At 59.8% G+C, this 19725-nt stretch carries 22 protein-coding genes; 13 read left to right on the top strand and 9 right to left on the bottom strand.

All coding sequences use genetic code 11. From position 1 onward, the window contains the following. The first annotated feature begins 404 nt into the window (after window positions 1–404). Window positions 405–722 (top strand): PTS system regulator TmaR, encoded by a 318-nt coding sequence (gene tmaR / locus AB5Y89_RS20755; protein ID WP_010672687.1) that lies wholly within the window; start codon window positions 405–407, stop codon window positions 720–722. Window positions 723–935: 213 nt separating this feature from the next. Further along, window positions 936–4019 carry a transglycosylase domain-containing protein gene (locus AB5Y89_RS20750; RefSeq protein ID WP_368224422.1) on the top strand — a complete coding sequence of 1028 codons (3084 nt, stop codon included), beginning with the start codon at window positions 936–938 and terminating at the stop codon, window positions 4017–4019. An 86-nt stretch (window positions 4020–4105) separates the two neighbouring features. Here AB5Y89_RS20750 and yjgA read toward each other — a convergent pair whose 3' ends face one another. Further along, window positions 4106–4630: a ribosome biogenesis factor YjgA gene (gene yjgA / locus AB5Y89_RS20745; RefSeq protein WP_368224420.1), complete on the bottom strand. Its 525-nt coding sequence runs from the start codon at window positions 4628–4630 to the stop codon at window positions 4106–4108. Window positions 4631–4744: 114 nt separating this feature from the next. Here yjgA and pmbA point away from each other — a divergent pair, with 114 nt between their 5' ends. Further along, window positions 4745–6088, top strand: coding sequence for a metalloprotease PmbA (pmbA, locus tag AB5Y89_RS20740; protein ID WP_368224418.1), 1344 nt, complete (start codon window positions 4745–4747; stop codon window positions 6086–6088). Window positions 6089–6179: 91 nt separating this feature from the next. Here pmbA and murA read toward each other — a convergent pair whose 3' ends face one another. From murA to mlaF, 7 genes are read right to left on the bottom strand one after another with little or no spacing between them, the layout of a single operon-like run. Beyond that, window positions 6180–7436, bottom strand: coding sequence for a UDP-N-acetylglucosamine 1-carboxyvinyltransferase (gene murA, locus AB5Y89_RS20735; RefSeq protein ID WP_039040468.1), 1257 nt, complete (start codon window positions 7434–7436; stop codon window positions 6180–6182). Between the two features lie 19 nt (window positions 7437–7455). After that, window positions 7456–7713: a BolA family iron metabolism protein IbaG gene (ibaG, locus tag AB5Y89_RS20730; protein WP_010675882.1), complete on the bottom strand. Its 258-nt coding sequence runs from the start codon at window positions 7711–7713 to the stop codon at window positions 7456–7458. Continuing rightward, window positions 7713–7985 (bottom strand): lipid asymmetry maintenance protein MlaB, encoded by a 273-nt coding sequence (locus AB5Y89_RS20725; protein WP_010675881.1) that lies wholly within the window; start codon window positions 7983–7985, stop codon window positions 7713–7715. Before AB5Y89_RS20725 ends, ibaG begins: the two co-directional genes overlap by 1 nt. Next, entirely contained in the window at window positions 7982–8614 is a 633-nt protein-coding gene (gene mlaC, locus AB5Y89_RS20720) for a phospholipid-binding protein MlaC (RefSeq protein ID WP_039040470.1), read from the bottom strand. Before mlaC ends, AB5Y89_RS20725 begins: the two co-directional genes overlap by 4 nt. Before the next feature lie 2 nt (window positions 8615–8616). After that, a complete protein-coding gene (mlaD, locus tag AB5Y89_RS20715) occupies window positions 8617–9114 on the bottom strand; it encodes an outer membrane lipid asymmetry maintenance protein MlaD (RefSeq protein WP_048208606.1) in 498 nt (165 codons plus the stop codon). A gap of 7 nt (window positions 9115–9121) precedes the next feature. Then, the gene (gene mlaE / locus AB5Y89_RS20710) at window positions 9122–9901 is read right to left on the bottom strand and encodes a lipid asymmetry maintenance ABC transporter permease subunit MlaE (RefSeq protein WP_010675878.1); all 780 of its coding nucleotides are present in this window, start codon (window positions 9899–9901) and stop codon (window positions 9122–9124) included. Next, window positions 9901–10701: a phospholipid ABC transporter ATP-binding protein MlaF gene (mlaF, locus tag AB5Y89_RS20705; protein WP_029314846.1), complete on the bottom strand. Its 801-nt coding sequence runs from the start codon at window positions 10699–10701 to the stop codon at window positions 9901–9903. The genes mlaE and mlaF overlap by 1 nt, the downstream gene beginning before the upstream one ends. A 206-nt stretch (window positions 10702–10907) precedes the next feature. On the opposite strand from mlaF, the gene AB5Y89_RS20700 reads away from it, so the two are divergent. The 10 genes from AB5Y89_RS20700 (at window position 10908) to npr (ending at window position 17719) form a co-directional block, all read left to right on the top strand. Beyond that, window positions 10908–11903 (top strand): KpsF/GutQ family sugar-phosphate isomerase, encoded by a 996-nt coding sequence (locus tag AB5Y89_RS20700; protein ID WP_029314845.1) that lies wholly within the window; start codon window positions 10908–10910, stop codon window positions 11901–11903. Further along, the gene (kdsC, locus tag AB5Y89_RS20695) at window positions 11903–12457 is read left to right on the top strand and encodes a 3-deoxy-manno-octulosonate-8-phosphatase KdsC (RefSeq protein WP_042864828.1); all 555 of its coding nucleotides are present in this window, start codon (window positions 11903–11905) and stop codon (window positions 12455–12457) included. Before AB5Y89_RS20700 ends, kdsC begins: the two co-directional genes overlap by 1 nt. Next, window positions 12454–13014: an LPS export ABC transporter periplasmic protein LptC gene (gene lptC / locus AB5Y89_RS20690; RefSeq protein ID WP_039040473.1), complete on the top strand. Its 561-nt coding sequence runs from the start codon at window positions 12454–12456 to the stop codon at window positions 13012–13014. Before kdsC ends, lptC begins: the two co-directional genes overlap by 4 nt. Further along, the gene (gene lptA / locus AB5Y89_RS20685) at window positions 13001–13519 is read left to right on the top strand and encodes a lipopolysaccharide transport periplasmic protein LptA (RefSeq protein WP_010675873.1); all 519 of its coding nucleotides are present in this window, start codon (window positions 13001–13003) and stop codon (window positions 13517–13519) included. The genes lptC and lptA overlap by 14 nt, the downstream gene beginning before the upstream one ends. Before the next feature lie 12 nt (window positions 13520–13531). Beyond that, window positions 13532–14257 carry an LPS export ABC transporter ATP-binding protein gene (lptB, locus tag AB5Y89_RS20680; protein WP_010675872.1) on the top strand — a complete coding sequence of 242 codons (726 nt, stop codon included), beginning with the start codon at window positions 13532–13534 and terminating at the stop codon, window positions 14255–14257. 65 nt (window positions 14258–14322) lie between these two features. Next, window positions 14323–15762, top strand: coding sequence for an RNA polymerase factor sigma-54 (locus AB5Y89_RS20675; protein ID WP_039040474.1), 1440 nt, complete (start codon window positions 14323–14325; stop codon window positions 15760–15762). A 20-nt stretch (window positions 15763–15782) separates the two neighbouring features. Further along, window positions 15783–16070: a ribosome hibernation promoting factor gene (gene hpf, locus AB5Y89_RS20670; RefSeq protein WP_005305957.1), complete on the top strand. Its 288-nt coding sequence runs from the start codon at window positions 15783–15785 to the stop codon at window positions 16068–16070. Between the two features lie 2 nt (window positions 16071–16072). Then, the gene (gene ptsN, locus AB5Y89_RS20665; protein WP_010675870.1) at window positions 16073–16519 is read left to right on the top strand and encodes a PTS IIA-like nitrogen regulatory protein PtsN; all 447 of its coding nucleotides are present in this window, start codon (window positions 16073–16075) and stop codon (window positions 16517–16519) included. A 40-nt stretch (window positions 16520–16559) separates the two neighbouring features. After that, window positions 16560–17426, top strand: a complete 867-nt coding sequence (gene rapZ, locus AB5Y89_RS20660) for an RNase adapter RapZ (protein ID WP_052814447.1) — start codon at window positions 16560–16562, stop codon at window positions 17424–17426. Window positions 17427–17446: 20 nt separating this feature from the next. Continuing rightward, on the top strand, window positions 17447–17719 hold the full coding sequence (gene npr, locus AB5Y89_RS20655; RefSeq protein WP_010675868.1) for a PTS phosphocarrier protein NPr: 273 nt from the start codon (window positions 17447–17449) through the stop codon (window positions 17717–17719). A gap of 15 nt (window positions 17720–17734) precedes the next feature. Here the strand turns inward: npr and AB5Y89_RS20650 are convergent, their stop codons facing one another. Beyond that, a complete protein-coding gene (locus AB5Y89_RS20650; protein WP_368224416.1) occupies window positions 17735–19639 on the bottom strand; it encodes a transcription antiterminator in 1905 nt (634 codons plus the stop codon). Window positions 19640–19725 lie beyond the last annotated feature (86 nt).

The raw sequence follows: 19725 nt of genomic DNA, 5'->3' as shown, positions 1-19725 counted from the left end.
TGCGAGAGTAGGACACTGCCAGGCACCCAATACAAGAAACCCCGCTCACTCGAGCGGGGTTTTTTATTGCCTGAAATTCAGCCCTCACTGGAGGGCAAGCGGGCACTATGGTGCTGTTCGTCGTTCACGTTCACTTGTTGCCTGTACCGGAATAAAGTTGCGCCTGCTCTGGCCACATTGAACCCACATGTTGGCTCTCTCCGTTTTCATCATTTTTAGCGTAATAACCCAGTCGGAGCCGTTCTGTCTAAACCCGCCGCCCGCGCTGCGATTGGGGTTGTATCTGAATCATAACTCGGTAGAGTAAGGGGCATTCCGGGTTTGCCCGTGCCATGGTTTCGGTTTCTTTTTCTGGTATGGGACTCTCCGCCTGTTTTTATTCACCTTCACTCAGTGGTACCGATATGGAACAAGTAAACAAGTCAACCTTCAACGATGTGCTGGAATATGTGCGTATGTCCCGTCGTCAGAACAAGCTCAAGCGTGAAATCGCGGACAACGAGAAAAAGATCCGTGACAACCAGAAGCGGGTACTGTTGCTCGACAACCTGAGTGACTATATCAAGCCCGGTATGAGCATTGACGAGGTTCAGGCCATCATCGCCAACATGCGTACCGATTATGAAGAGCGCGTAGATGACCATATCATCAAAAATGCCGAGCTTTCCAAGGAGCGCAAGGAGCTGAGTACCAAGCTGAAGAGTATGAGCACCAGCAAATAATACCGCCCCGCTCTCGTCAACACCGGCCTCTGGCCGGTGTTTCATTTTCATGCCGCAGCTCGGATCTCTTGCCGCGTTGCAACAATCGGCTCCCATTTTCACAATCGCCCTGTTAACATCGCTGCAAAGCGGTCAATAGATTTCAAGCCCTTGACTTGAAACGACTAAGCTTGATTGAAAGACAATAAATTGCGCAACCATGGTGGGGCTGATATGGGCGCATCAAAACAGACGGATTCAAATAAAGTGGCATCTCAGGATTCATCCGTACCTAATACGGACGGGCAACAGCAGCGTAAACGCCGACCCTGGTGGCGCTGGTTGTTCTGTTTTATCTTCTTGCTTTGCCTGGCTGCCGTGGTCGCCCTGGTGGGTTATGAAATGAAGACCTCCCGGCTGCAGTCACAGGAGATCTCACGCTATGCGGCCACCCTGACCTATCAGATCGAACCCGGCCCCAGCAAGCAAATTGCCTTCCCCGACGACGGCCCGTTCGACAAGCGACTCGGTTATGTGCTGATGCCCATGATCCAGGAACGTCTCGTTCATCGTGGCTACCAGGTGAGCGAACAGGTCCGTTTTTCCGATGCGCTCTACAACTACGCCAGCCACGGTTTCTTCGTGCCTTATACCGAGAAGGTCCAGGCAGGATTGACACTCTATGACTGCCGTGCCGAGCCTTTCTACCAGTACAAGTATCCGACTCATTACTATCCGGATTTCAATGCCATACCGCCCCTGGTCATCCAGTCTCTGCTGTTTATCGAGAACCGTGAACTCCTGAGCAACAAGGAACCGCTGGCCAACCCGGCCGTAGACTGGCCGCGCTTTGCCAAGGCGGCGCTGTCTCAGGTGGGCAAGGCGCTGGATATGCAGGATCAATCTGCTGGCGGCAGTACCCTGGCGACCCAGGTGGAAAAGTATCGTCATTCTCCCGATGGACTGACCGTTTCGCCGACCGAGAAGATCCGCCAGATGGTCTCGGCCAGCGTTCGTGCCTATCGGCTGGGGCCCGAGACCCTGGAGGCCCGCAAGCTGGTTGCCTGGGCCTACCTCAACTCGGTCCCGCTCTCTGCGGCGCCCGGTTATGGCGAGGTGCACGGTCTCGGTGATGGCCTCTGGGTCTGGTTTGGCGCCAATGTTGATGAGGTGAATCGACTGCTGGATCCCGCTCGCAACCAGGATTCTACCCTGGCCGAGCAGGGCCTTGCCTTGCGCCAGGTTGTCTCCCTGATGATCGCCCACCGCCGTCCTTCCTATTACCTGGCGCAGGGTAGAGAAGCACTGTCTACCCTGACAGACAGCTATCTGCGACTCTTCGTGCAGGAGGGAATGATCACGCCCCCCCTGATGGAGTCGGCTCTCAAGGCCAAGCTGGTCTTCCGCGATTTCCTGCAGGCACCTGCCATCACTCGAGTCAACAACAACAAGGGGCTGCAGGTGGCTCGCACTCGTCTCAGTCGTCAGCTCGGGGTGCAGCTTTATGATCTGGACCGCATGGATCTGACGGCCAACACCACCCTCAATATGCCGCTGCAGAACGAGGTGTCACATTATCTGCAGCAACTGGCAGACCCTGCATTCGCAGCCCAGGTGGGCCTGTTTGGTGAGCGACTGCTCTCGCCGGAGAAGACGGGGGATGTGAAGTACAGCTTTACCCTGTTCGAGAAGACGCCGGAAGGGGTCAAGGTCAGAGTGCAGACCGACAACACGGACCAGCCGTTCGACATCAACGAAGGCAGCAAGCTTGAACTGGGGTCCACCGCCAAGTTGCGGGTGCTGACCACCTATCTCGAGATTGTCACCGAGTTGCATGACAGCTACGGCAACATGCCAGTGGAGAGCCTGCGAAAGATCGAAGTGTCCGATCAGGACAACATCAGCCGCTGGGCCATCGCCTATCTGATGAGTGCCAAGGACAGAAGCCTGCCGGTGATGCTGGAGGCCGCGCTGGACCGCAAGTATTCCGCGAGCCCCTATGAAGGCTTCTTTACCGGCGGTGGCATGCACACCTTCAACAACTTCCGCAAGGAAGACAACGGTCGCATCCCGCCCATTCGCGATGCGCTGCGGGAATCCATCAACCTGCCCTTCGTGCGCTTGATGCGGGATATCGTCCGCTACAGCCTCTACAAGGAGGGAAATCGTGCCCAGTTGCTGAAAGATGACAGGGATCCTCGCCGTACCGAGTACCTGGCCAAGTTTGCTGACAAAGAGGGCCAGACCTATCTGCTGAGGTTCTGGCGCAAATATCGTGGCAAGAGTGCAGAAGAGCAGCTCGATACCTTCCTCGATGGTCTCAAACCCAGCGCGGTGCGTCTCGCCGCCGTGCATCGCTATCTGATGCCAGAGGCCTCCCAGGCCGACTTTGCCGCTTTCCTGGCCAAGCGCCTGCCGCGGGAGAAATTGACCGAGAAGCGCATAGAGCAGCTCTATACCAATTACGGCCCCGGCAAATATTCTCTGCCGGATCAAGGTTATATCGCACGGGTGCATCCACTTGAGCTGTGGTTGCTTGCCTATCTCAAGGAGTTTGACAAGGCCACCTTTACCGATGCGGTAACCGCCAGCCGTGACGAGCGTCAGGAGGTCTACAGCTGGCTGTTCAAGACCCGTCATCGCAGTGCCCGGGACAGCCGGATCCGCACCATGCTGGAGGTTGAGGCCTTCCTCGACATCCATCAGCGCTGGGCTCGCCTGGGTTACCCGTTCGATCACCTGGTTCCGTCCCTGGCGACCGCACTGGGCAGCTCGGGCGATCGTCCTGCAGCGTTGGCCGAGCTGATGGGGATCATCCAGAACGGCGGCATTCGTGCACCGACCCTGCGCATCGAGCACCTCTCCTTTGCCAAGGGGACCCCCTTCGCCACCGTCTTTGAGCCGGCGAACACCCAGGGGGAGCGGGTGATGCCTGTCGAGGTGGCCAACGCCTTGCGCAATGCACTCTCCAAGGTGGTGGAAGGGGGGACGGCGCGGCGCATCGCCGGGGCCTTCGCCTTGCAGGATGGTACTGTCCTGGCCCTGGGGGGCAAGACGGGGACCGGGGACAACCGGATCGAGACGGTGGGTCGCTACGGCAATGTGACCAGTTCACTGGCTCGCAACCGGACTGCGACGTTCGTCTTCTACATCGGGGATGATCACTTCGGCACGCTGACGGCCTATGTACCCGGCAGCCAGTCCGACAAGTTCCGCTTCACGTCGGCGCTGCCTGTACAGGTGCTCAAGGGGATGGCCCCCCTGCTGGTACCCTATCTGCAACCCGCTACTCACACCCAGTGCATGGCGGGCAGCTGAGCGGAAATCGCATGAAAAAATGGGGCCATTTCGGCCCCGTTTGATTGTGTACTGCACGCCGCCATGAGGTGGACGTGAGTCATCACTTACAACAGATCTTCAATTTCACCGCGCAGGTACTGGTACATCTCGCGATAGGCTAGCGGCGGCTTGTTCAGTTCCCGCTCCTTGTTGGCGGTGCGGATCAGCTGACGCAGCTTCTGGCGATCCAGCTCGTGGAACTGGGACATCAGCTCGTTGAGGGCGCTGTCGCCTTCGGTGATCAGCCGCTCGCGCCACTGTTCGAGGCGGTGCAGGCGGGCGTTCACGGTGGAGTGACGCATCTTGATGATGGAGAGGGCCTCTTCGATGGGGGCGACATCGCGGCTACGCATCAGACGGCCGATGAACTGGAGATGGCGGCGGAAGGACTCATCCTTCTTCGGCTTGAACTTGCGACCCAGCTCGACCGCTTCGGCAAGCTCTTCATCCAGGGGGATCTTCTCCAGCTCGCTGTGACTCAGGGAGACGATCTCTTCCCCCATCTTCTGCAAGGCCTCGGCATCACGCTTGAGCTGGCTCTTGCTGGGGCCCCAGTCTTCCCACTCGTTGTCGTCTTGATATTGACTCATCGGTCTCTGTATTCCTGTCATTCACGTTTGGCGGATATGTTACCAGCTTCTCCCGCTGGGCGCAGGGGTCTGATATGCTTAGCCCCTTTCCTTCCCTTCATACAGATGTGAGTTATGGACCAGCAAGATCAAATCCGCCAGGATCAATCCCATCTCGAGGCCGTGGTCGCCGAGGCCCTTGAGATAGCGAAAGGGCTGGGCGCCGGGCTTGCCGAAGTCTCCATCAGCAAACAGACCGGCCTCTCGGTGAACACCCGGGGCTGCGAGCTGGAAAGCATCGAATTCAACAAGGATGGCGCACTCGGCATCGCCGTCTATCGCGACGGTTGCAAGGGGTCCTCCTCCACCACGGATCTGACCAAGCCGGCCATTCGCGCCGCTGTGGAAGCGGCCATGGAGATCGCCCGCCACACCTCTCCCGATGACTGCGCCGGTCTTGCGGATGCGGATCTGCTGGCCTGGGATGCCCCGGACCTGCAACTGTGCCACCAAATCGAGCTGGATCCCCAGCGTGGCATCGCGCTGGCCATCGAGTGCGAGCGGCTGGCCCTGGGGCGGGATGCCCGCATCAAGCACTCTGACGGAGCCAGTTTCTCCAGCCACCTGGGCGTCAAGGTCTATGGCAACAGCCACGGCTTCGTCAAAGGCTATGCTGCATCGCGCAACTCCCTGAGCTGCGTACTGATCGGCGAGCAGGATGGCGACATGCAGCGCGACTACGGCTACTCCTCCAGCCGCTCCCTGAACGGGCTGTGGAGCCCCCAGCGCATCGCTGACGAGGCGGTGGAGCGCACTGTTTCCCGCCTGGGGGCTCGCAAGATCAGCACCCGCCATGCCCCTGTGCTGTTCCACCCCGATACCGCTGCCGGTCTGTGGGGCCATCTGGTGATGGCCATCAGTGGGGGGAACCTCTATCGCAAGTCGAGCTTCCTGCTGGACAAACTGGGCAAGCAGATCCTGCCCGAGTGGCTCACCATCCAGGAGTTCCCCCACTTGCCGGGAGGGCTTGCCAGCACCCCGTTCGACGGGGAAGGGGTTCGCACCCGCGACATGGACATCATCCGCAACGGCGAGCTGATGAGCTGGCTGCTCACCTCCTACTCCGCCCGCAAACTGGGCCTGACCACCACGGGCCATGCCGGGGGTATCCATAACTGGCAGGTTTCCAATACCGGCCAGGACTTCCAGGGCATGCTCAAGGAGATGGGTACCGGGCTGCTGGTGACCGAGCTGATGGGGCAGGGGGTCAACATCGTCAATGGTGATTACTCCCGCGGCGCAGCCGGTTTCTGGGTTGAAAATGGCGAGATCCTCTATCCTGTGGAGGAGATCACCATTGCAGGCAATCTAGCCGACATGTTCAGCCATATCGTGGCGGTGGGCAATGATGAGGATGAGCGTTCCAGCCTCAAGACCGGCTCCGTGCTGGTCGAGCAGATGAAACTGGCGGGGCACTGATCCCCTCCGTCCGATCTGGTACACGGCCATGAAAAAGGCCCCCTCGCTTTGCGAGGGGGCCTTTTTATCGTCGGCTCATGGTGAAGCCAGCTTATTCCTTGATGCGCTCGATGCGACCACCCAGGCCTTGCAGCTTGTGCTCGATGTCTTCGTAGCCACGGTCGATGTGATAGATGCGATCGACGATGGTGGCCCCTTCGGCCACGAAGCCGGCCAGCACCAGGCTGGCGGAGGCGCGCAGATCGGTCGCCATCACCTGGGCACCCTTGAGCTGCTGGGTGTCGCGGCAGATGGCCACATTGCCCTGCAGTTCGATGTCGGCACCCATCCGAACCAGCTCGGGCACGTGCATGAAGCGGTTCTCGAAGATGGTCTCGGTGACCATGCCGGTGCCCTGGGCGACCGCGTTCAGCACGGTGAACTGTGCCTGCATGTCGGTCGGGAACGCCGGGTAGGGGGCGGTCTTGATGGTGACAGGTTTCAGGGTGCGACCTGTCATGTCGAGGGTGATCCAGTCGTCACCCTTTTCAATCAGGGCGCCAGCCTCTTCCAGTTTGACCAGTACGGCTTCCAGCAGGCTGGGGTCGGTGTTGCGGCAGGTGATCTTGCCACCGGTCACGGCGGCGCCCACCAAGAAGGTGCCGGTCTCGATGCGATCGGGCTGCACGCTGTAGCTGCCACCGTGCAGACGTTCTACGCCGTCGATGGTCAGGGTATCGGTGCCCGCGCCCTGGATCTTGGCGCCCAGCGCGTTGAGGAAGTTGGCCAGATCGACCACCTCGGGCTCACGGGCGGCGTTTTCGATCACGGTGCGACCGTCAGCCAGGGTGGCGGCCATCATCAGGTTCTCGGTACCGGTCACGGAAACCATGTCCATCAGGATGTGGGCACCTTTCAGGCGGCCGTCGACGCGGGCTTTGATGTAGCCCTCTTCGATGACGATCTTCGCGCCCATCAGCTCCAGGCCGTGGACATGCAGGTTGACCGGGCGGGCACCGATGGCACAGCCGCCGGGCAGGGAGACGTCTGCTGCACCGAAGCGGGCTGCCAGCGGGCCCAGGGCCAGGATGGAGGCTCGCATGGTCTTCACCAGCTCGTAGGGGGCGACATGATTGTTTACCGCACCGGTCAGCACGGTCACATTGCCGTTGACCTTGGTGGTGGCGCCCAGCATCTCCAGCAGCTTGAGGGTGGTACCCACGTCTTTCAGGCGCGGTACGTTGGAGAGTTGAACCTCTTCGTCACACAGCAGGGTGGCAAACAGGATGGGCAGGGCGGCATTCTTGGCGCCGGAGATGGTCACTTCACCGGAGAGGGTGCAGGGGCCGGTGATCTTGAATTTGTCCATGGTTTACTTCTTTACCAAATCAGGAGGGCAGCTGGAATTTACGCTCGCGTTTCCACTCGGCGTCGGTATAGGCCTTGATGGAGAGAGCGTGGATCTCGTTGGTGGCGATCTTGTCCATCAGCGGGGCATAGATGGCCTGTTGTTTCTTGACCCGGCTCATGCCGTCAAACATGTCGCCGACGGCGATCACCTGGTAGTGACTGCCGTCCCCTTTGACATGGACTTCGGACAATGGCAAAGCCTCGAGGAGTATCGCTTCAATTTCAGAGACTTGCATTATGAGTCCTCAGTTGTGAGCGGGGTTGAATGAAAGAGGCTGGCCACCCCGTAAAGGTTGGCCAGCGTATGGAAATCGTTGGAGGCACCCACCAGTGTCGGAGTGGCACCCCGTGCCAGTGCCGCCTTGGCCCACTTGACCAGCAGGGCAAGGCCGGCGGAATCCAGGGTAGTCACGGCACCGAGTTCGAGCCGGTCGTCCTGCCACCAGTCGGCGCGGCGTTGCCACAGATCGTTGACCTGCGGGGCCTGCAAGTCACCGCTCAGGATCATGACTTGATCACCAGCGGCTTGGCGTTGTGTTCACGCAGCTGGGCGATCACCGCATCAATGCCGTTCTGGCGAATGAGGCCGCCCAGCTCGTTCTGCTTGGCGGAGAGCAGGCTGATCCCTTCGGCAACCATGTCGAAGGCTTTCCACTCGCCGGTCTTGTTGTTCTTGCGCAGCTTGAACTCGAGGAAGATGTCCGGCTTGCCGGCCTCTTTCACGCTGACGTTGACGGCGGTGATGTTGCTCTCGGCGGCTTTACCGGGCTGGACCTTGACGGTCTGCTTGTCAAAGTGTGCCAGGGCGTCGGCGTAGGAGCTCACCATGTACTCGGTGAAGACGTCCACAAAGGCGTCACGCTGGGCAGGGGTCGTCTGTTTGATCTGGTTGCCGAGCACCTTGTAGGCGGCGAAGCGGTTGTCCACGTAGGGCAGCAGCTCCTCGCGGATGATAACGCGCAGGTGATCGGGGTTGCTCTTCACCTGGGCCTGATCGGCTTTCAGGCGGGCAAAGGTCTGCTGGGCGGCCTGATCCACGAGGGCATAGGGGTCCGAAGTGTTGACATCCGCACGGGCGACGAGGGAGAACAGCATGCTGGTCATCAGACCCAGCATCAGGGCGATCTTCTTGAACATGGTTACTCCTTGGTTGCGGGTGTGTTGGCCGGGGAGGACTGGCTGTAGAGGAACTTGCCAATCAGATCTTCCAGCACGATGGCGGACTTGGTGTCTTCGATCATGTCGCCATCCTTGAGCATGCTGGTGCCCATCTCCTCATCGCTGAACCCCGGTGCCAGACCGACGTACTGCTCACCGAGCAGGCCAGAGGTCAGGATGGAGAGGGTGCTGGTCTCGGAGAACTCGCCGGCACTCTTCTGCATCTGCAGGGAAACGATGGGGACCTGGCTCTTGGGATCCAGGGTGATGTCGCTGACACGACCGACGACGACGCCGCCGACCTTGACCGGCGAGCGTACTTTCAGGCCGCCGATATTATCGAAATGGGCGCGCAGGGTATAGGTTTCTCCTTCCGGTTTGAAACTCAATCCCGCCACTTGCAGTGCCAATGCCAGAATGGCCGCGATGCCAGCCAGCATGAAGGCGCCAACCAGAAATTCTACTTTGCTGAACTTCATCTTTCCCTTATCCAAACATGACTGCGGTGAGTATAAAATCCAGACCGAGCACGGCCAGGGATGAGTGAACCACGGTACGGGTGGTCGCCTGACTGATCCCGGCCGAGGTCGGTTTGGCATCATAGCCGTTGAAGAGCGCTATCCAGGTCACCACCAGGGCGAAGATCAGGCTCTTGATGGCGCCCTGCATGATGTCGTCCTGCCAGTCGACGGAGGCCTGCATGGCGGACCAGAAACTGCCTTCGTCCACCCCCAGCCAGTCGACACCAACCAGCTTGCCGCCAAAGATGCCGATCAGGCTGAACATGAAGGCCAGCAGCGGCATGCTGATGACCCCGGCCCAGAAGCGGGGTGCCACGACCCGACGCAGCGGATCGACCGCCATCATCTCCAGGCTGGAGAGCTGCTCGGTGGCCTTCATCAGGCCGATCTCGGCGGTGAGGGCGGAGCCCGCACGACCGGCGAACAGCAGGGCGGTGACCACAGGACCCAGCTCACGGAGCAGGGAGAGGGAAACCAGAGGCCCCAGGCTCTGCTCTGCGCCGAAATCCTTCAATACGTTGTAACCCTGCAGGGAGAGCACCATGCCGATGAAGAGGCCGGACACCAGTATGATGGCGACGGATTGCACTCCCACCACATACAGTTGCTGCACCAGCAGCGGGAAGTGCTTGCGTGGCTGGGGTCGTCCTGCCAGTGCATGAAACAGCATGATGGTTGCCCGGCCGACGGCGTTGATGAAACGCACACCGCTGCGGCCCAACTTGCTTATCTGACTTGTCAACATCACAGATCCTGTAGCAGGTCGCCTGCCGGAAAATGAAACGGAACAGGACCGTCGGGCAATCCCTTGAGGAACTGCTCGACTTCGGGATTGTGCTCCTCGCGCAGCTGCTCCGGTGTGCCGTGTGCCACTACCTTGCGGTTGGCGATGATGTAGGCGTAGTCGGCGATGCTCAGCACCTCCTTCACGTCGTGGGTGACGATGACGGAGGTGATGCCGAGGGCATCGTTGAGCTCCTTGATGAGCTTCACCAGCACCGCCATGGTGATGGGGTCCTGCCCCACGAAGGGCTCGTCATACATGATGAGATCCGGATCCAGCGCGATGGATCTCGCCAGGGCCGCGCGACGCGCCATGCCACCGGAGAGCTCGGACGGCATCAGCTTGGCCGCCCCGCGCAGACCGACAGCCTGCAGTTTCATCATGACGATGGTGCGGATCAGCTCTTCCGGCAGGCCGGAGTGCTCCCGCAGCGGGAAGGCCACGTTGTCGAAGACGGTCATGCCGGTGAACAATGCGCCACTCTGGAACAGCATGCTCATCCGTTTCCGCACTTCATACAGGCGTGAACGGGAGAGCGTGGGAACGTCTTCCCCGTCAAACAGGATGTGACCGGACTCAGGCTTGAGCTGGCCCCCGATCAGGCGCAGCAAGGTGGTCTTGCCGATCCCGCTCGGACCCATGACGGCGGTGACCTTGCCACGGGGAATGGTCAGGTTGATCCTGTCGTACAGCAGCCGATCCCCGTGACTGAAGGTCAGGTCGGAGATGGTGATCAGGTCATCGTTCAAACAATTGTCCATCCGGTATAAATGAAGAGCGAATTTTATGGGCTAGTCTAGGTCTAAGCAACAGCGAGGAACAACTATTGAGCGGGTTTCCCCCCCAAGTACGCGACAGTTTTATGTAACAACCTGCGTCAATGACCGCCCATTCCGCATCCGATTCGCTTATCTCGGCAGACTTTTTTATAATCCCGCAGCAAATTTCGGCCCGGAGCTGTGCCTTTATGTCTGTAAAGCCTGAAAAAGTGTCTGAATTGTTCGATTTCCGTCGCAGCGCCCGAGCGGTGCTGGACATAGAAAAACAAGCCATTGATGGACTCTACCAGTACCTTGACGAGGCGTTCGAGCGCGCCTGCGAGATGGTGCTGCGCTGTGGCGGCAAGATAGTGGTGACCGGCATGGGCAAGTCGGGTCATATCGGCAACAAGATTGCCGCGACCCTGGCCAGCACGGGAACGCCCGCCTTCTTCCTGCACCCGGGCGAGGCCAGCCACGGGGATCTCGGCATGATCTCAGCCGGGGATCTCATCATCGCCATTTCCAACTCCGGCGAGAGCGACGAGATCCTGGCCCTGCTGCCGGTGCTCAAGCGCCGCGGTATTCCACTCATCTGCATGACAGGCAATCCGGCTTCCACCATGGCGAAAGAGGCCAACGTGCACCTGTGCATCAAGGTGGAGAAAGAGGCCTGCCCCCTCGGTCTGGCCCCGACATCCAGCACTACCGCCACCCTGGTGATGGGGGACGCGCTGGCCGTGGCCCTGCTGGAGGCCCGTGGCTTCACCGCCGATGACTTTGCGCTGTCGCACCCGGGCGGGTCCCTCGGCAAGCGGTTGCTGTTGCGAGTGGGCGATCTGATGCACAGCGGCGAGCTGTTGCCCAAGGTGGGGATAGATGCCACGATCAGCCAGGCGCTGCTGGAAGTGAGCCGCAAGGGGCTCGGCATGACGGCGGTGGTGGACGATCAAGGGCTGCTTGCCGGTCTGTTCACCGATGGTGACCTGCGCCGCATTCTGGACCTGCAGGTGGATATTCATCACACCCCCATCAGCCGCGTCATGACGGTGAACTGTGTTACCGTAGGGCCTGAGATGATGGCTGCCGAGGCCGTCAAGCTGATGGAAACCAGGAAAATCAACGGGTTGTTGGTCGTGGATGGGGAGAGACACCCGCTGGGTGCCTTCAACATGCATGACCTACTGAAAGCCGGAGTAATTTGATGCAAGACGTACCGACCCTCTATGGTCCGGTGACGCGCAGCCAGTACGAGAAGGCGGCGCAGATCCGCCTGCTGGTGTGCGATGTGGATGGGGTGCTCTCCAACGGCTTCATCTATATGGGCAATAACGGCGAAGAGCTGAAGACTTTCTGCACCCGTGACGGTGCCGGCATGCGTGCCCTGCTCAATGCGGGCATCGAGATTGCCATCATCACGGGGCGAAACTCCCGCATCGTCAGCGATCGCATGAAGAGTCTGGGAGTCCAGCACCTGGTGCAGGGTGCAGACAAAAAGCTGCCCCACTTCGAGGCCTTGCTGACCAAGCTCGGGCTGGATGCATCGCAAGCCGCCTATATGGGAGATGACACCATCGATCTGCCGGTGATGCAGGCTTGCGGCCTGGGTATCGCCGTTGCCGACGCCCATCCGCTTGTGCTGGCGAAGGCGGATCTGGTGACGCGGCTTGGCGGTGGCGTCGGGGCCGTGCGCGAGGTGTGCGACCTGATCTTGCAGGCCCAGGGATTGGCTGACTATCAACCCGAGGCGTCGCGATGAACAAACAGACTGTGCTGTTCGGCCTGCTGTTTCTGGCTGCGCTGGCGGCCTGGCAGCTGGGGGAGATCGAGCTGGTCCCCGAGCCGACCACCAAGACGGAAAATTTTCAACCGGACTTCACCGCCAGAGAGTTGGTGACGACCCGCTTCAACGAGCAGGGCAAGCGCACTGAGCGGCTGGAATCCGAATATGCGGAGTACTACCAGGTGCTCGAGCAGGCCACTTTCACCAAGCCGGTGGTCTACATGTTCGATGACAAGGGCGCGGCCGAATGGAAGCTGACGGCCGAAACCGGGGTGCTCAACACCGATGACAATGTGATCCTCCGTGACAAGGTGCATCTGGACGGTCTGCTGCCCGCCTCCTTCATCTCCACGCTGGATACCTCCTATCTGGAGCTGGATCTGGTGACGCAGGGGATGAGAAGCAACCAGCACATCAGCATTGTGGGCCAGGAGTTCCAGACCGAGGGCGTTGGCCTCAAGGGTCACCTGGAACGTAAATATTTCGAGTTACTGGATAAAGGCCATGCCACTTATTTCAATGAAAAACGTTAATCTGGCCCTCACGGCCCTGTTGCTGTGCGGTTCCCTGAATGCCAAAGAGTCCGACTTTGCCGAGAAGGTCTATGTGGATGCGGTCAAGCAGGTGGCCGAGATGCAGGACAACCGCATCACCTTCAGCGAGGATGTCATCATCACCCAGGGCACCATCAAGATTAAGGCCGACAAGGTGGTGGTGATCCGCTCCGGCGACAAGGGCGCCGAGGTGATGACCGCGTATGGCAACCCAGCCACCTTCTTCCAGGTGCTGGACAACGGCAAACCGGTCAATGCCCATGGCAACAGCATCCGCTACGAGCTTAAGAACCGGCTGGTGACCATCACCGGCAATGGCCAGCTCAAGCAGGAAGACAGCCAGGTGACCGGCGATCTCATTCGCTACGACATCGTCAAGCAGAAGATGATTGCCGAGAGCAAGGGGCCCACCCAGCGCGTCAAGACGGTGTTCCTGCCGGATCAGGTGGAGAACTTCGACAAACCCGCCGATCAGAAGAAGTAGGAAACAACAGCCATGGCAGTGTTAAAAGCAACGGGTCTGCAAAAGAGCTACAAGCGCCGCATGGTGGTCAGCGATGTGAGCCTGGAGGTGGGTACGGGCCAGATCGTGGGCCTGCTCGGCCCGAATGGCGCGGGCAAGACGACCTCCTTCTACATGATCGTGGGCCTGGTGCAGCGAGATGCCGGCCTCATCACCATCGACGAGCAGGACATCAGCCTGCAGCCCATGCATATCCGTGCCCGCAATGGCATCGGCTATCTGCCCCAGGAGGCCTCCATCTTCCGGCGCCTGTCGGTGTTCGACAACTTGATGGGGGTCATGCAGACCCGCAAGGGGTTGAGCCGCGAAGAGCGGGAGGATAAGGTCGAACAGTTGCTGGAAGAGTTCAATATCACCCATATCCGCGACAGCCTGGGCCAGAGCCTCTCGGGTGGGGAGCGGCGCCGGGTGGAAATCGCCCGGGCGCTGGCGGCAGAGCCGAGATTCATTCTGCTCGATGAGCCTTTCGCAGGTGTTGATCCTATTTCAGTCATCGATATCAAAAAGATCATCCAGCATCTGAAAGAACGCGGGTTGGGTGTGCTGATAACGGACCACAACGTCAGAGAGACGCTGGATGTGTGCGAGAAGGCCTACATCGTCAGCCACGGCAAGATGATTGCCGAGGGCGCGCCGGCCGATATCCTCGCCGATGAGCAGGTCAAGCGCGTCTATTTGGGCGATCAATTCAGTCTATAGTAAGGGGGCACCCCTCATTTTTGTTAGGTGACTGCCTCGCTGAACATAAGGATATCCCGACGTAGATGAAGCCGACATTACAGTTGCGTCTCGGTCAGTCCCTGACCATGACGCCACAATTACAACAAGCGATTCGTCTGCTCCAGCTCTCCACCCTGGAACTCCAGCAGGAAATTCAGCAAGCGCTCGACAACAACCCCTTGCTGGAGCAAGAGGAGAACGAGGCGCAGGAAACCAGTCAGACAGAGACACAGGACGCCAGTCAACTCGACTCCAGCGATGCCATGGCCCAGGAGAGCATGCCGGATGAACTGCCGGTGGACACCACCTGGGACGAGGTCTACTCGGCCGGTACAGCTCAGAGTGCAGGCCCCATCCATGACGGGGAAGACAGCGTCTATCAGGGGGAGACCACCGAGAACCTGCAAGACTACCTGCTGTGGCAGATGCGGCTCACCCCGTTCAGTGATGTGGATGCGGCCATCGCCCTTGCCATCATCGATGCCATCGACGAATCCGGGTATCTGACTGCCACCCTCGAGGATATTCAGGCTGCAGTCAGCAGCGAGGAGGTAGAAGTCGAACTGGATGAGATCGAAGCCGTGCTCAAGCGGGTGCAGCATTTCGATCCGGTCGGCATCGCCGCCCGTTCGGTGCAAGAGTGTCTGCTGATCCAGCTCGGCCAGTATTCGCCGGACCTGCCCTGGCTCGACGAAGCCAGAGAGGTGATCCGCGAACACATGGACCTGCTCGGCAATCGCGACTACCGCACCCTGGCTCGCAAGACCCGCCTCAAGGAGAGCGATCTCAAGGAGGTGCTGGATCTCATCCAGCAACTGGAGCCCAGACCCGGCAACGGCATCATCCAGAGTGAATCCCAGTACGTGATCCCGGATGTGTCCGTGGTCAAGAAGGGCAGCAAGTGGGTGGTTGAACTCAATCCGGACTCTGCTCCGCGCATCCGTGTCAACGAGGCCTATGCGGCCATGGCGCGCAATGCTCGCAGCAGCACGGATACCCAGTTCATCCGTTCTCATTTGCAGGAAGCCAAGTGGTTCATCAAGAGCCTGGAGAGTCGTAACGACACCCTGCTCAAGGTGGCCAGCTGCATCGTCGAGCAGCAGCAGGGCTTTTTCGAGTACGGCGAAGAGGCCATGAAACCCATGGTACTCAACGACATCGCGGAAGCGGTGGAGATGCATGAGTCGACCATTTCACGGGTCACGACCCAGAAGTACATGCATACGCCCCGCGGCATTTTTGAACTGAAGTTTTTTTTCTCCAGTCACGTCAATACGGAGGGAGGAGGAGAGTGCTCATCGACCGCTATTCGCGCCCTGATCAAGAAGCTGGTGACGGCGGAAAACCCCGCCAAGCCGCTTAGTGATAGCAAGATCGCGGATTTGCTGGCCGAACAGGGTATTATGGTGGCGAGACGCACGATCGCAAAGTACCGTGAATCCTTGTTGATCCCGCCATCCAATCAGCGCAAACGCCTGGTTTAGGCAAACAAAAGGAAGACGTTATGCAAATTAACCTGACCGGACACCATGTCGAGATTACCGAAGCTCTGCGTGATTATGTGAACAACAAATTTGCCAAACTCGAGCGTCACTTTGACCATATCAACAACGTACACGTGGTGTTGAGCGTCGAAAAACTGAACCAGATCGCCGAAGCCAAGCTGCATGTCAGCGGGGGAGAGGTGTTCGCCAATTCGCAGCATGCCGACATGTATGCGGCGATTGATACCCTGCTGGATAAACTGGATCGGCAGATCATCAAGCACAAAGATAAGTTAAATCAAAAATAACTATGCAACTTGAACACATACTGAGTCGGGACTGCACCAAGAGTGCGGTCCCTTGTACCAGCAAGAAACGCGCGCTCGAGATCATCAGTGAACTGGCCGCAGAGCGCCTCGGCGCTTCCCGCCAGGTCCTGTTTGAAAGCCTGCTGGCGCGAGAAAAGATGGGCAGTACCGGGATCGGAGCCGGTATCGCCATCCCCCACGGCCGGATTGACGACGCCTTCGCGCCGACCGCCGTGTTGATGACCTTCTCCGAGCCCATCCCTTTCGATTCTATCGACAATCAACCGGTTGACCTGCTCTTTGCATTGCTGGTGCCGGAAAGCGAGTGCAAGCAGCACCTCAAGACTCTTTCCCTGATGGCATCCAAACTGGGTGACAAGGCCGTCTGCCGCCAGTTGCGCCAGGCGACCAGCGACGAAGAACTCTATCAGATCATGACGTCGGCCTGAGGCCGGGTCTGACACAGCCACGTTGGCGTGAGGGGACAAGATGCAGTTAATAGTAGTAAGCGGTCGTTCGGGCTCCGGCAAGACGGTGGCCCTGAGGGTGCTCGAGGATCTCGGGTACTACTGCGTGGACAACCTGCCGGTCAACCTGCTGCCCCAGTTGATCGTGTCGGTGGAGAGCCAGTATGACAAGCTGGCTGTCAGCATCGACGTGCGCAACCTGCCTGCCCAGGCAGACAGGCTGGAGAACCTGCTGAGCCAGGTGCGCAACGAGGGGCGAGTCAAGTTTTCGAGCTTCTTCTTCGATGCGGACAACGCGACCCTGCTCAAACGCTACGGTGAGAGCCGCCGTCTGCACCCTCTGTCCCGCAACAAGCTTTCGCTGGACGAGGCGATCCGGGAAGAGACCCACCTGCTGGCACCGCTCTCCTCGACCGCCGACCTGCGCATCGACACCACCAACCTCAGCATTCACGATCTCAGCGAGCTCATCAAAACCCGGGTGCTCGGCAAGAAAGAGAACGAGCTGGTGCTGGTGTTCGAGTCATTCGGCTTCAAGTACGGCATTCCCAAGGATGCGGACTTCGTGTTCGACGCCCGTTTCCTGCCCAACCCGCACTGGATCCCGGAGCTCAAGCCCTTCACCGGCAAGGATGAGCCCGTGGCCAACTACCTCTCCAGCCAGCCGGATGTCATGCTGTTCATCCAGCAGATCGAGAATATGCTGGGGACCTGGTTGCCCCACCTGGAGCGCAACAATCGCAGCTATGTGACCGTCGGGATCGGCTGTACCGGCGGGCAACACCGCTCGGTGTTCATCGCCGAGCGGCTGGCCAGCGCATTCCGGTTGCTTGGCAAGAACGTGCAGATCCGCCATCGCACGTTGGACAAGCGTTCAAACTCCGCCTGACAGATCCACAGGATGCTCAGATGACCGTTTCCGCCTCGGTAGAAGTCAAAAACAAGTTAGGCATTCACGCCCGACCGGCCATGATGCTGTTCGAGTTGGTGCAGGGGTTCGATGCTCACGTGTTGCTGCGCAACGAAGAGGGGGTCGAGGCCGACGCGGACAGCGTGATCGGCCTGCTGATGCTGGACTCCGCCCAGGGCAAACAGGTGGAGGTACAGGTGGAGGGCCCCGAAGAGGTAGAGGCCCTGGCCGCCGTGGTGGCGCTGTTCACCTCGGGCTTCAATGAGGAGTAATACGCCTCGGCGTGCTCAAGGTGCGCTGCGAGCCAGCGCCTTGAAAGCGGCAAAATCCCGACAAGCCAGCAGACTTCTGCTGGCTTTTTCGTTCATCAGTGCCAGAAACAGATCATAAAGTCCCATGGCTTCCTCATAATCCGCCTTGGCGATGGCCAGCACGAAGATGAGGGTAGCGCTCTCGCCGTTGCCCCAATCTATCCCCTGGGGGGCCAGCACGGTATAGACCAGGGTGCGGCGCGCCAGCAGGCCGAGGGAGTGGGGCAGAGCGATGCCGTCCCCCAGCATGGTTGAGACGATCCGCTCCCGCTCCTGCAAGGATCCCCGGAATCCGCTCTCCACCAGATCCTCCGCCTCAAGCTGGCTGCAGATGCGATCAAACAGCACCCCCTGGCTGATGGGTTCATCAAGCACCATGAAGTGGTCGGCATCGAAATACTTGTCGAGCAGATAGGGACGGGTGCGATCGACGAGCACCAGCTTGCCGAGCTGCTCCAGCTGGTACTGAGTCGGGAAGGGGGAGACCAGTACCACGGGAGCATTCTTCTCGCTCACCTTGAGGGTGCTGATGACGAAATCCTGCTCGATCCGCGCAAGCCCTTCGTAATCCCGTACCGACTCCAGCGTGGTCAGCTGCAGTTGGGGGTATTCCCGCCGGATGCGTGCTTCCAGCACCCGGAAGGTGGCGTTGCCCGCATCGCACAGCAGCAGCGCCTGGGGGCGCCGGGTGTAACCGATGTCGTAGTGGCGCTCCAGGCCGACCCCGATGTGGATCACCAGGTAGCCGATCTCGTGGTGGGTCAACCGGTAGGGGGTCTGCCTGATCCACTCAGAGATGGCCGCCAGGGTGATGTCGTAGGCGAGGGGGTAATACTGCTTGATGTGGTCCGCCAGGGGATTGTGGCTGCCAATCTGGTATTTGACCCGCAGCAGCATGGCGCCGATGTGGGTCTGCAGGTCGGCTCGCAATTGCGGGTCGCCGCGCAGGTCATAGGGGTAGTGCTGGTGGATGTAACCCAGCAGGTGTGCAGTCAGTTGCTCGCTCTCGGCCGCCATGGCCGGGCTGAGCAGGGGCGTCTCTGCAGTGAGGCGAGCCTGGATCTGGATGGCGAGACAGGCGATCTCTTCCTGCCCCGGTGAAGTCAGGGTCGGCAGCTCGGCATAGATGTCGCGGGCCACCACTGCCAGGGGCGGGGTGATGTCGTCGCTGGCAAACTGGCGCAACTCGTGGCCAGACGCCTGGCGAAGCAGGGCGACGGCACAGTAGACGGTGACTTGCTGCAGGCTCTCGTCGGCCAGGCGCAGCTGATGGCGACCGAGTTGCTCGTGAATGTGGTTGCCCACTACCTCCAGCGTCTTGCTGGGGCAGAGGGTGGGCAACAGGCTCTGGAGCGGATGCTGGTGCAGCAGCTCCTGGCAGAGCAGTTGGGTGAGGCAGGCGCGGATCGCCATCTCGCTTCCCGCAATGCGCATCCCCACTCTGGGTTTGCTGTCGATGGTGAGCCCGAAGTGGGCGAGCCGCTCCCGCACCTCCGTCATGTCCCCTTGCAAAGCCGCCCGGCTTAGATACCAAGTGTCCGCCAGCTCGTCGAGTTTGATCCCCTGTTCCGCCGTCAGCAGCAAGACCTGGAGGTGCAGCACCCGCTCGCGGCTGGTGCGAGGCAGAGGGCTCTCCTGCCCCTGGGCGGCCAGCAGCGCATCGAACAGTCCCTGATTGTAGATCTTGAGCTGGTAACCGCTGCCCCGCTGATGGATCAGGTGGGCGCCCCGGGTGGCGATGAGCTCGTTCAGGGTCGCCACGTCGGTACGCACCGTGCGGGTGGAAACATTGAGACGTCGGGCCAGCTCCTCCTGTGGCAGAGGCTCGGCGTGAAGCAGGGCGAGCAGTCGCTGGAGTCTGGGGTGGGGCAGCTTGGTCATGAGGGGGTGAGGACTCCTGTCGCGCATGGTGGGTCGATGTTAACAAGGGGGTCATTAACAAGCCAGGCACCGCCCAGTGATCGGAC

The organism is Aeromonas sp. s4 (genome assembly GCF_040907855.1).
GTDB classification, from domain to species: Bacteria; Pseudomonadota; Gammaproteobacteria; order Enterobacterales; family Aeromonadaceae; genus Aeromonas; species Aeromonas caviae.
Note: the sequence above shows the minus strand (reverse complement) of the source record. Positions and strands in the feature narration are given on the sequence as shown.